The following is a 12628-nucleotide window of genomic DNA, read 5'->3' as shown; positions in this document are numbered from 1 at the left end:
AAATTATGGAAAATCAAAAAAATGAATTTGATGATATTATTTTAGAAAAAAGTAATAAAAGTGAAAAAGTAAAAAAAATTCTTTTACGAGTTATTGCTTTAGTTATTTTGTTTTTAGCTATCATGATAGTTATGAAACTTATTAATGGTAGTGGTGATGAAAATACGCAAAATCAAAGTGTATTACCAAGTGAACCTATAGCAACTCAAGACAATAACAATGATACTTCTTTTGAAAGTATGCCAATTACAGATAATACTTCAGCAGAAGATCAATTTGAGGCATTAAGAAAACAATTTCAAGATGAACAAAATACAACTCAAAATACAACAACCTCTAGTTCAAATAACAATGATACTACAAATTTTGCTATGCCTGATCAAGAAGTTCCAGCAGAACCAACAGCAACTACTTCAGAAAATACCACTCCGCAAGCAAGTGCTCCCAAACAAGAAGTAAAACAAACTGCAAAACCTAAAGAAGAAGTAAAAAAACAAACAGCTGTAAAAAAAGAAAAAGAAAGCACAAAACAAACTCCTAAAAAAGAACAAAATGCAAATGATTTATTTAAAAATGTTGATGCTAAACCTGTACATCCAAGTGGTTTAGCATCGGGTATTTATGTGCAAATTTTCTCAGTAAGTAATTTGGATCAAAAATCAAAAGAACTTGCTTCTGTAAAACAAAAAGGTTATGATTATAAACTTTATAAAACTACAGTTGGAGGTAAAGAAATTACTAAGGTTTTAATAGGACCATTTGAAAAGGCAAATATTGCAGTAGAACTTGCTAAAATCCGTAAGGATATTGCAAAAGATGCTTTTTCTTTTACTTTAAAATGAAATTTTTAGCAGTTATAGGCGATCCTATTTCTCACTCTAAATCGCCTAGAATGCATAATAATGCTATTAAAGCCTTAGGGCTTGATAGTATTTATACACGCTATCATTTAAGAAATGCTAACTGTTTAAGAGAAGATTTTTTTAAATTAGGACTTAGTGGAGCTAATATTACTTTGCCTTTTAAGGAAAAAGCTTTAGATATTGCTGATGTGAAGGATGATTTTGCTAGAAATATTGGCTCTGCAAATACTTTATGCTTAAAAGAAGACAAAATTTACGCTTATAATACTGATGCTTTAGGTTTTTTAGAAGCTATTAAGGATTTTGATAATATAAAAAAAGCTTTGATTTTAGGTGCTGGAGGTACAGCTTTGGCACTTGCTTATACATTAAAACAAAAAGGCATAGAAGTGTATATAGCTAATCGCAGCAAAGAAAGATTTAAAGATTTTTTAGCTTATCGAACTTATCTTTATAAAGACTTGCAAGATTTTGATTTTGATTTGGTTATAAATTCAACTTCTGCTGGATTAAAAGATGAAAATTTACCTTGTGATAGGGAGCTTTTAGGTAGAATTTTACCTAAAGCTAAATTTGCTTTTGAGGTAATTTATGGTAGAGAAACACCTTTTTATAGATTGTGTAAAGAGTATCATTTAAAAATTAAAGATGGACTTGATATGCTTTTATGGCAAGGGGTTTTTGCTTTTGAGCTTTTTTTTGAAATACAAGATAAAAGAGAGATGATAAAAAATGCAATGCAACAAGCATTGATTTTAAAGTAGAATGATAGTTATTTTTTTGTATGAGAAAATTTAATTTTCTCACAAGTTTTATTATTCAAATATTTCTACCCCATCTTGATTTTTACTTTGATTATTTTGATTTGTTGAAGACGGATTTGTAGGAATATTTTGCGTAGGTGTGTTTTCAATTGTATTATTTTGATTAAAATTTGTTTGAGGTAAGCTTTCTTCAAAGGTAGCATTGCCATCAAAACTATTAAAACTACTGTTTGTATTAGGTATAGTTTTGCCTATGTCTGTTGCTTTTGGAAGATTGTTATAAAGTGTATTTAATGTATTTTTATAAAAAGCTAAAATACTTTTATCAATTTCAAAAGCAGGTTGCTCCAAACCTTTATTGAGTTGAGTTGGTACGGTGGAGATAGTAGTTTTAAACATATTAACCCCATCATCATTTTTAATAGGATAGTTAAGCGCAACTAAAGAATCCAGTTTGGTGCTGCTTGAAAGATTGGTTGAATTTTGTGGATTGTGTGCATCTATAAAATCTATTTTACCTTTAAAATTTATACCTAAATTGGATTTTACATAATCTCCACTCATAAAATTGCTTGTTTTTTGTGCATTTTTTTCTTCTGTATAAATACTGATTGAACTTTTAAGAGTGTAGTCTGGATTAGTAGTAACTATTTTATAGCCTTTTAGTTGAGCGATGGTTTTGATCTGCTCTTCTAAATTTTGTTTTAAAAGATCAATTTCTTTTTCTATGCGAATTTTAAGCACTGAATTTTCAAAATAATCAGAATAATTGTTATTTTGTTCTATATTAATAGGCTCAAGAGCAATGCTTACTCCAGAATCAATAGGTTCAACCTTTGTTGGAACTTGGGGTTTAAAATTTGGCATAGAAACATTGACAAAATTACTACTTGTGCCTCCACAAGCTGCTAAAATTAACATACTGCTAGCAAGTAAAATATATTTTTTCATTTTTTACCTTTATTTAATGTGTTTGTGTTAATTATAGCAAGTTAAAGTTTTTTTGTTATATTTTTATAAAAGAAAATTAGGAAAGATATATGGAATTTTGGCAGCATATTTATTCAAATTTTAATGTTATAGCTTTTAGCATCTTTGGTTTAAAGGTGCATTGGTATGGCATTATGTATGTTATAGCTTTGCTTTTAGCTTTGCTTTTAGCTAAATTTTTTGTAAGAAAATTTCAACTAGACATTAATGAAAAACATTTGGATAGTTATTTTATATGGGTTGAAATAGGGGTTATTTTAGGTGCAAGACTTGGATATATTTTGATTTATGATGCAAATACTATGTATTATATTACTCATCCTTGGCAAATTTTTAATCCTTATATTAATGGTGAATTTGTAGGTATTCGAGGTATGAGTTATCATGGAGCAATTATAGGATTTTTGATAGCTACTTTATTGTTTTGTAAAAAATATAAAACAAATCCTTGGATTTTTCTTGATTTGGTTGCTTTAAGTGTTCCATTGGCTTATGTTTTTGGTCGTATAGGAAATTTTTTAAATCAAGAGCTTTTTGGTCGCATTACAAATGTGCCTTGGGGAATTTATGTTGATGGAGTATTGCGCCATCCATCGCAACTTTATGAAGCATTTTTAGAAGGTATTGTTGTTTTTATTATAGTTTATTTAGCAAGATTTAAGCAAAGTTTTCAAGGGGAATTGATTCTTGTGTATGCTGGTGCTTATTCATTGGCAAGATTTATATGTGAATTTTATCGCGAGCCTGATTTTGGTATAGGTTTTGTTTTATGGGGTATGAGTATGGGGCAAATTTTAAGTTTTATAATGTTTATAACAGCTTTGTTAGTTTATATTTGTATAAAGTTTAAAAAAGTAAATATTTAATCTATCTTAAAGACTTTTGTAATATAATGAAATGGATTTTTTTAATTTCTTTTTACAAAGGAGTAAAGATGCGTGAGCTTATCGAAGGTTATTTGGGTAAGAGCATTGAGGGCAAAAAAAGTAAAATGCCTGCGAAATTAGACTTTATCCAAAGTGCCTCAGGGCTTTTTTTAGGTCTTTTTATGTGGGTGCATATGCTTTTTGTTTCTACAATTTTAGTCAGTGAGGATTTTTTTAATTCTGTGGTACATTTTTTAGAATTAAAATTTGTTTACGATAATCCTGTTATGAGTTATCTTACTTCATTTTTAGCCGCCTGTGTTTTAGTGGTTTTTTTCGTTCATGCTTTACTTGCAATGAGAAAATTTCCTATTAATTACCGTCAGTATCAAATACTAAGAACACACAGTAAAAAAATGAATCACAGCGATACTTCGTTATGGTGGGTTCAAGCTTTTACAGGTTTTATTATGTTTTTCTTAGGTTCTGCTCATCTTATTTTTATTGTAACCAATGCAGATAAAATCAGCGGCGATATGTCAGGAGATAGGGTTGTAAGTCATTTTATGTGGCTTTTTTATGCTGTTCTTTTAGTCTGTGTTGAACTTCATGGAAGTATAGGGCTTTATAGACTTTGTGTTAAATGGGGTTGGTTTGAAGGAAAAAATGTAAAAGAAAGTCGTAAAAAGCTTAAAACTGCTAAATGGATAATCAGTATTTTCTTCCTAGTTTTAGGTGTGTTAAGTCTTGCAGCATTTATAAAAATAGGTTATGAAAACTACCAAAATCAAACCCAAACTACTGCGATGATAAAAAACTACAATGGAGCAAATTATGAATATACAATATAGTGATGCTTTAGTAATAGGCGGAGGATTAGCAGGTCTTAGAGCGGCTATTGAAGTAGCAAAGAGTGGCCAAAGTGTAACACTTTTAAGTATTTGTCCAGTGAAGCGTTCTCACTCTGCAGCGGTGCAAGGAGGTATGCAGGCAAGCTTAGCAAATGGGGCAAAAGGTGAGGGTGATAATGAAGATCTTCACTTCGCAGATACAGTAAAAGGAAGTGATTGGGGCTGTGATCAAGAAGTAGCAAGAATGTTTGCTCAAACTGCACCAAAAGCAGTGCGTGAACTTGCGGCTTGGGGTGTGCCTTGGACTAGAGTTACTAAAGGTCCAAGAACTGTTGTAATCAATGCGCAAAAAACTGTGATTGAAGAAAAAGAAGAAGCGCACGGGCTTATTAATGCTAGAGATTTTGGTGGAACTAAAAAATGGAGAACTTGCTATATCGCAGATGCAACAGGGCATTGTATGCTTTATGGTGTAGCAAATGAAGCTATTAAACATCAAGTAAAAATTATTGATAGAATGGAAGCAATAAGAATTATCCATGATGGCAAAAAATGCTTAGGTGTGATTGCTAGAGATTTAACCAATGGACAACTCATTGCTTATATTGCAAGAGGAACTATGATAGCAACAGGGGGTTATGGTAGAATTTATAAACAAACTACAAATGCAGTAATTTGTGAAGGAACAGGTGCGGCTATCGCTCTTGAAACTGGACTTTGCAGACTTTCAAACATGGAAGCAGTGCAATTTCACCCAACTCCTATTGTGCCAAGCGGTATTTTGCTTACCGAAGGTTGTCGTGGTGATGGCGGAATTTTGCGTGATGTGGATGGATATCGTTTTATGCCTGATTATGAACCAGAGAAAAAAGAACTTGCAAGCCGTGATGTGGTAAGTCGTAGAATGATGGAGCATATTCGCAAAGGTAAAGGTGTAAAAAGTCCTTATGGGGATCATTTATGGCTTGATATTTCTATATTGGGTCGTGCTCATGTGGAAAAAAATCTCCGCGATGTACAAGATATTTGCAAAACTTTCAATGGTATTGATCCAGCAGATGAAGGTCCAAAAGGTTGGGCGCCAGTTCTTCCAATGCAGCATTATTCTATGGGTGGAATTAGAACTAAACCAACGGGTGAAAGTCAATGGTTAAACGGACTTTTTGCTTGTGGAGAAGCAGCTTGCTGGGATATGCACGGATTTAATCGTTTAGGTGGAAATTCATGTGCTGAAACTGTTGTAGCAGGTATGATAGTGGGAGATTATTTTGCAGATTATTGTAAAAATAATGGTGAAGTAATTGACACAAATGTAGTAAAAGACTTCTTAACTAAAGAGTATCAATATTTAAAATCTTTAGTAGATAAAGAAGGTAAATATAATGTTTTTGAAATCAAAAATAGAATGAAAGAAATCATGTGGGATAAGGTAGCTATCTTTAGAACAGGTGAAGGTTTGAAAGAAGCAGTAGACGAGCTTGAAAAACTTTATAAAGATTCTCAAGACGTTAAAGTACATTGTAAAGAACTTGATTGTGCAAATCCAGAGCTTGAAGAAGCGTATAGAGTGCCAAGAATGTTAAAAATAGCACTTTGTGTAGCTTATGGAGCGCTTTTAAGAACAGAAAGTCGTGGGGCGCATTATAGAGAAGATTATCCAAAAAGAGATGATTTAAATTGGATGAAAAGAACTAATACTTTTTGGGTAGAAGGCGAAACCTTGCCACGCATAGAATATGAAGAGCTTGATATTATGAAAATGGAAATTCCACCAGCATTCCGTGGATACGGAGCCAAAGGAAATATTATAGAAAATCCTTTAAGTGAAAAACGCCAAGCTGAAGTGGATGCAATACGTGAAAAAATGGAAGCTGAAGGCAAAGGTCGTTATGAAATTCAAAACGCTTTAATGCCTTATGAATTACAAGCTAAATATAAAGCACCAAACCAAAGAATAGGAGTTGATTATGAGTAGAAAATTGACAATAAAGGCATTTAAATATAATCCTTTAAGCAAAATTTCTAAACCACATTTTGTGACTTATGAGCTTGAAGAAACTCCTTTTATGACAGTTTTTGTATGTTTGACTTTGATCCGTGAAAAAATGGATGCGGATCTGAGTTTTGACTTTGTTTGTCGTGCAGGGATTTGCGGATCTTGTGCAATGATGATTAATGGAGTGCCAAAACTTGCTTGTAAAACTTTAACTAAAGATTATCCTGATGGAGTGATAGAGCTTATGCCTATGCCTGCATTTAGACATATTAAAGATTTAAGCGTGAATACAGGCGAGTGGTTTGAAGACATGTGTAAGCGTGTTGAAAGCTGGGTGCATAATGAAAAAGAAACTGATATTTCTAAACTTGAAGAACGCATTGAGCCAGAGGTTGCGGATGAAACTTTTGAACTTGATCGTTGTATAGAGTGTGGAATTTGTGTAGCTTCTTGTGCAACTAAACTTATGCGTCCAAATTTCATAGCTGCTACAGGACTTTTAAGAACAGCTAGATATTTACAAGATCCGCATGACCATAGAAGTGTGGAAGATTTTTATGAATTAGTTGGCGATGATGATGGTGTTTTTGGTTGTATGTCATTGCTTGCTTGTGAAGATAATTGCCCTAAAGAATTACCTTTGCAAAGTAAAATTGCTTATATGAGAAGACAACTTGTGGCTCAAAGAAATAAATAAATCTTTCCCCTTTTTAAGGGGAAGATTATGAAAGAATTATTCCAAAAAATTTGGCAAAATGAACTCCAATTTTTAAATTTTGATGCTAAATTTCAAAATAAAAGCAAACTTGATACGGCCGAGTGTGCGATTATTTTAAGTGTCAATAAAGACAATTATGAAAGATATTTTCTCTTAAAAGAATTTCAAGAGCTTTGCAAAAAAATTGATTTAAGAGTGGATATTTTTAGTATACAAAATGCTCAAATTTGTATTTTAAATCTTTTTAAATCAGGTTTTATTTCAAAGCAAGATTTGCTTAAGGCTCTAAAAATTTTAGAAAAAATTTCAAAAAATACTGAAATATTTGATTTTATTTCACAAGAAAAAGTTCAAAGTATAGATCAAAAAGCTTTATTTCAAAATGATTTTAAAGAATTAAACACCATTAATTTAGAGCTTCAAAAGCTAAGTTTTGATGAAAATTTAAAATCAAGACTTCAAAAAACTTTGGAAAAATTTCAAAATTTAGAGTTTAATATAGCCATCACTGGCGTGATGAATGCAGGAAAATCAAGTCTTTTAAATGCTCTTTTAAAAGAAGATTTTTTAGGGGTTTCAAACATACCTGAAACAGCTAATTTAACAGTATTAAGCTATGGTAAGAGTGAAGAAGCAAGGATATATTTTTGGGATAAAAAAGAATGGCAAAATATACTTGAAAGTTCGCACTTTAATGCAGATTTAAAAGAATTTATTGACAAGCTGGATAAGAGTGTAAATATAGAGGATTTTATCAAAGATAAACCTTTAATACAAAATATCGCACTTTGTGAGCTTAAAAATTTCAGTTCAGCTAAAAATAAAATTTCAGCTTTAATTAAAAAAATAGAAATTAAAAGTCATTTAGATTTTTTAAAAAATAATATTTCTATAGTTGATACTCCAGGGCTTGATGATGTTGTAGTTCAAAGAGAAATTGTTACAAATGAGTATCTTAGAGAAAGTGATTTTTTAATTCATTTAATGAATGCTTCTCAAAGCTTGACTCAAAAGGATGCGGACTTTTTGGTGCATTGTCTTTTAAACTCAAGGCTGAGTAAGTTTTTAATTGTTTTAACTAAAGCGGATTTGTTAAGCAAAAAGGATTTAGAAGAAGTCATTGTTTATACCAAAGAAAGCTTAAAATCAAGACTTGTGGATTTAGATGAAAATTTGGTGGAAAAGATTGATTTTTTATGTGTGAGTGCTAAAATGGCAAGTGATTTTTATAAGGGTTTAGCGCCTAAGGAAAGTTTGCAAAAAAGTGGTATGCAAGAATTTGAAAACTATCTTTTTAACGAGCTTTATGCAGGAGAAAAAAGTAAGATTGCCTTAAGAGCTTACAAAAAAGAATTACATTTAGAGCTTAAAAATATTCTAAGCGAATATGAAATGCAAAATCGTCTTATTAAGGAGAATAAACAAGGTGTAAGTGAAGAAAATCAAAAGCTTTTACTTGAACTTCAAAAGCAAAATACCTTGTTAAAAGAAGCACAAGATGAAATTTCAAATTCCATTGCAAAACTTAAAAATATAGATAGTGGCATAGATAATCTTGTTTTACTTTTGGCTAAAAAATTAAAAGAACGCTTGATAGATGAGTTTAAATATCTGAAAAATAATGCACAAAAGCTTAATCTTTCTCGTATTTTAAATATAGTTGATATTACTACAAAAGATGGAATTAATGATATTTTAAGAGAAATTAAATTTGAAAATATTAAAAAAATCGAGGAGCTTAAAACAAATTTATCTTTAAAATATGATTTTTTAAAAGATGATTTTGATAATGGTTTTGAAGGTTTTAAAGATGGAATTTCAAAAAATATAGATAGTATTTTTCAAAGCGAAAAATTTGCACTTTTAAGATTGAAAATTGAAAAATTAAGCAATCTAAAATCAGATTTATATGAGCTTGAAACGAATTTAGATACGGTTATTTTTAATACTTTTAAAGAATTTAAAATGAGCGAAATTTTAAATTCTTTAAATATCAATGGAGTATTTTTTGAGTTTTTAAATGATAAATTAAAATATTATGAAAAAAATCAAAAATCAAAATTAGAAAGTCTTGAAAAAGTTTTACAGAGTCTGAAAAATCAAGATATTAATATTTTAAATTCTTTTGAAGAAAATTTAGAAAAAATTGAAAAATTAAAACAACTTGAAATGGGGCTTTTAAATGCAGATTAATCTTTTAAATGATTTTATAAAAGCCTATGAAAATACTTATAGTGTGAGTTTTGATGATAGTTTTAAAGGTCGTATTCAAGAGCTTTGTAAGGAACTTAATGAGCCTTTTATGCACGCAAGTTATGCTTTAGAAAATGAATTAAAAGAGCTTGTGTTTTCTTTAGATAAGAATGTTAATATTGCTATTATAGGACAGTTTTCAAGTGGTAAATCAAGTTTGCTAAATTTGATCTTGGGGTGTGATTGTTTGCCTACGGGTGTTGTTCCTGTTACTTTTAAACCTACTTTTTTACGCTATGCAAAAGAATATTTTTTAAGAGTAGAATTTGAAGATGGAAGTGATATTATCACAAATATAGAAAAATTAGCCTTTTATACGGATCAAAGAAATGAAGTAAAACAAGCAAAAAGTTTGCATATTTTTGCACCCATTCCTTTACTTGAAAAAATTACTCTTGTAGATACTCCAGGTTTAAATGCAAATGAAAATGATACTTTAACAACTCTTGATGAGCTTAAAAATATTCATGGGGCGATTTGGTTAAGTTTGATTGATAATGCAGGTAAAAAAAGCGAAGAAGATGCCATAAAAGCAAATTTAGAACTTTTAGGAGAAAATAGCATTTGTGTATTAAATCAAAAAGATAAATTAAACACAGAAGAGCTAGATAATGTTTTAAATTATGCAAAAAGTGTATTTTTAAAATATTTTGATAAGCTTATTGCCATTTCTTGTAAAGAAGCTAAAGATGGGCAAAGCTATGAAAAATCTAATTTTCAATCTTTACTTGATTTTTTAACTCAGCTAGATACAACAGCTTTAAAAGAAAAATTTGTTAAAAGAAAAATTTTAAATTTATGCGAAATTTTAGAAGATGAAAACCAACTTTTTGTAGGTATTTTTGATCGTTTATTAAATCAATTTCAAAGTTATGAAAAGCATTTACTTTTAGCGTATGAAAATTTTTTAAAAGAGATTGAAATTTTAAACCATCAGATTTTAGAACAGCTTAAAAGCATTAGCGAAAGAATTTCTAGTGAAATTTTTGCAAGTGTTAAGGAAAAAGATGCTTATTTTTACAAAGAAAGCAAAGGATTTTTAAAGAAAGATTTATACACAAGATATGATTATAAAGCGCCTTATATTTCAAGTGACGATGCTTTTTTGGCGATGTTTTATAATAGTGATGTGATGAGTAAAGAGTTTAAAAAAATCAAAAATGAACTTTATAAATCTTTTGAAGAAATCAAGATGAAATTAAAAGACTTTGTAAACATACTTGAGAGAGAAATTTTGCTTTTTAAAGCAGAATTTTCAAACATACAAAAAGATCACATTTTCCAAAGTGATAAAAATTTTAGTGAATTAAGAGCTTTTTGCAATGCAAGTGATGAGTACTTTTTGAAAGATTTTAAAGAGCTTTTATTTAGAAGTATTTTAGAGCTTGATTTATTTTTTGAAAAATTAAATCTTAAGGCTTTTACAAATTATGAAAATGCTACGAAACTAAGCCTTGCATTTTTTAGTCGTAAAATCAATGAAAGCCGTGTTCTTTATGAGCTTGATAGTTCTGAATTTATACTTTTTTATCCCAAAAAAAGTGAAATTTATGAAAGAGTTTTAAATGAATTAAATGTTTATGAGTTTGAAGCTTTGCTTATTAATAAGCCTATTTTGACAAAAATTGCAAAAAATTTTTTAGAACAAATTCAAAATTTAATCCAAGAAAAAAATAAATTTTTAGATCTTAAAAAAGCAGAACTTCAAAAAAGAAGAGCACAGATTTTAAATGTTAGAGAAAATATAAAGGAAGGTTAATGAGAATATTTTTAGCTTTATTTTTATTTTTTAATTCATTATTTGCATTAAGTGAATTAGAAGAGGGTTTAAAACTTTACGAGGCAAATAAATTTGATAAAGCTTATGAAATTTTTAAGAATCTTTGTGAAAAAGATATTTCTAAAGCTTGTTTTTCTTTAGCTTTTATGCATGAGAGTGCTAAGGGTGTGAGCAAAGATTTAAATCAAGCTTATAAATTTTATGATAAAGCTTGTAAATTAGGTTTAGCAAATGCGTGTTCTAATATGGCTTTGCTTTTGCAAAATCAAGGTTATAAAAATGAAGCTCTTTTGGCTTTTAATAAAGCTTGTGCTTTAGGAGAATCGTTAAGTTGTAATAATATAGCTTTATTTTATGAAAAAGAAAAAGATGGACAAATGGCCTCAAGTTTTTATAAAAGATCTTGTGATTTAAAAAATGCAAGAGCTTGTTATCAGTTAGGATCTTTATATGATAAAGGAGAACTTGTTAAGGCAAGTGTAAAATCTGCCCTTGCTTTTTATTCTAAATCTTGCACTTTAGGTTTTGGTGAGGCTTGTTATTTGTTAGGACGCTATAATCAACTAGAAAAACAAGATCTAACAAAGGCAAAAAGATATTTTGGCATGGCTTGTGATCAAAAACATCAAGAAGCTTGCGCAGCTTATAAAGAACTTAATTCTAAAGATATAGAGCTTTATTAAAAGTTCTATTTTTATTACTTTCAAAGATATTCTTAAATAAAATTAAGAATAACACAAAATTTATCGCTTTTTAAAGTTAAATTTATATTAATAGGACTAATATAGTCTTGTTTAAATTATTATTAAGGAGAAGTAATGCAAGACAATATTATTGATCGCAGAAGCTTTTTTAAACTAGGGCTTCTAGGTGGTTCTGTAGTAGCAGCTAGCACTATAGGTGGCGGTGCTGTTTTAAAGGCAGCAGAACTTACGCATTCGCATCAAGCTTCACAAGGGAAATCAAATAAAGTTAGAGGTAGAATGTTTTTTCAAACTCAAACTGAATTTGATACCTTAAGTGCAGCCTGTGAAAGAATTTATCCTAAAGATGAGCAAGGAGAAGGAGCTATAGGTTTAGGCGTGCCTTATTTTATTGATAATCAGCTAGCTAGTGCTTATGGTTATAATGATAGAGAATATATGCAAGGGCCTTTCATGGAGGGTAAAGCTGAACAAGGCTATCAAACTCCTATGCAACGCAAAGATATTTTTTTAGAAGGCGTGCATGCTCTTGAAGAAAATGCTCAAAAGCGTTATAAAAAATCTTTTTCTTTGCTTAAAGGTGGAGATCAGGATAAAATTTTAAGCGATTTTGAAAAAGGAAAAATTCAAACTACAGGTTTTAAATCTTCTTATTTTTTCACACTTTTAAGAGATATGACAGTAGCTGGAGTTTTAGCTGATCCAATTTATGGCGGAAATGATAATAAAAATGGTTGGAGAATGATGCAATATCCAGGCGCACAAATGAGCTATGTGGATAAAATTGCAAGTGATGAATTTTTTAACATTGAACCTATGGGTTTAGCAGATATGGAGAGTTAA

The 12628-nt window shown here is 29.9% G+C and carries 11 protein-coding genes; 10 read left to right on the top strand and 1 reads right to left on the bottom strand.

What is annotated here, in order from left to right; genetic code table 11:
- The first annotated feature begins 5 nt into the window (after window positions 1-5).
- On the top strand, window positions 6-842 hold the full coding sequence (locus tag ELQ11_RS02735; protein ID WP_004313898.1) for an SPOR domain-containing protein: 837 nt from the start codon (window positions 6-8) through the stop codon (window positions 840-842).
- Window positions 839-1627 carry a shikimate dehydrogenase gene (locus ELQ11_RS02730; protein ID WP_002870805.1) on the top strand — a complete coding sequence of 263 codons (789 nt, stop codon included), beginning with the start codon at window positions 839-841 and terminating at the stop codon, window positions 1625-1627. The genes ELQ11_RS02735 and ELQ11_RS02730 overlap by 4 nt, the downstream gene beginning before the upstream one ends.
- A 51-nt stretch (window positions 1628-1678) precedes the next feature.
- Here the strand turns inward: ELQ11_RS02730 and ELQ11_RS02725 are convergent, their stop codons facing one another.
- On the bottom strand, window positions 1679-2578 hold the full coding sequence (locus ELQ11_RS02725) for a membrane lipoprotein lipid attachment site-containing protein (protein WP_052858564.1): 900 nt from the start codon (window positions 2576-2578) through the stop codon (window positions 1679-1681).
- Window positions 2579-2667: 89 nt separating this feature from the next.
- On the opposite strand from ELQ11_RS02725, the gene lgt reads away from it, so the two are divergent.
- From lgt to ELQ11_RS02685, 8 genes are all read left to right on the top strand, one after another.
- Complete coding sequence (gene lgt, locus ELQ11_RS02720) at window positions 2668-3483, top strand: prolipoprotein diacylglyceryl transferase (RefSeq protein ID WP_002854600.1); 816 nt, start codon at window positions 2668-2670, stop codon at window positions 3481-3483.
- Window positions 3484-3551: 68 nt separating this feature from the next.
- Complete coding sequence (locus tag ELQ11_RS02715) at window positions 3552-4334, top strand: fumarate reductase cytochrome b subunit (RefSeq protein ID WP_002854660.1); 783 nt, start codon at window positions 3552-3554, stop codon at window positions 4332-4334.
- Window positions 4318-6309, top strand: a complete 1992-nt coding sequence (locus ELQ11_RS02710; RefSeq protein ID WP_072223964.1) for a fumarate reductase flavoprotein subunit — start codon at window positions 4318-4320, stop codon at window positions 6307-6309. The genes ELQ11_RS02715 and ELQ11_RS02710 overlap by 17 nt, the downstream gene beginning before the upstream one ends.
- Complete coding sequence (locus ELQ11_RS02705; RefSeq protein WP_002854302.1) at window positions 6302-7027, top strand: fumarate reductase iron-sulfur subunit; 726 nt, start codon at window positions 6302-6304, stop codon at window positions 7025-7027. The genes ELQ11_RS02710 and ELQ11_RS02705 overlap by 8 nt, the downstream gene beginning before the upstream one ends.
- 27 nt (window positions 7028-7054) lie before the next feature.
- Window positions 7055-9241 (top strand): dynamin family protein, encoded by a 2187-nt coding sequence (locus ELQ11_RS02700; protein ID WP_134225133.1) that lies wholly within the window; start codon window positions 7055-7057, stop codon window positions 9239-9241.
- Window positions 9231-11060: a dynamin family protein gene (locus tag ELQ11_RS02695; protein WP_002870808.1), complete on the top strand. Its 1830-nt coding sequence runs from the start codon at window positions 9231-9233 to the stop codon at window positions 11058-11060. Before ELQ11_RS02700 ends, ELQ11_RS02695 begins: the two co-directional genes overlap by 11 nt.
- Window positions 11060-11764 carry a tetratricopeptide repeat protein gene (locus tag ELQ11_RS02690; RefSeq protein ID WP_002870809.1) on the top strand — a complete coding sequence of 235 codons (705 nt, stop codon included), beginning with the start codon at window positions 11060-11062 and terminating at the stop codon, window positions 11762-11764. Before ELQ11_RS02695 ends, ELQ11_RS02690 begins: the two co-directional genes overlap by 1 nt.
- Before the next feature lie 135 nt (window positions 11765-11899).
- The gene (locus ELQ11_RS02685; RefSeq protein WP_002870810.1) at window positions 11900-12628 is read left to right on the top strand and encodes a gluconate 2-dehydrogenase subunit 3 family protein; all 729 of its coding nucleotides are present in this window, start codon (window positions 11900-11902) and stop codon (window positions 12626-12628) included.

The organism is Campylobacter sp. US50a (assembly GCF_004379015.1).
GTDB lineage: Bacteria > Campylobacterota > Campylobacteria > Campylobacterales > Campylobacteraceae > Campylobacter_D > Campylobacter_D jejuni.
The sequence above is the reverse complement of the archived record's forward strand: the minus strand, read 5'-3'. Positions and strand labels throughout refer to the sequence as shown.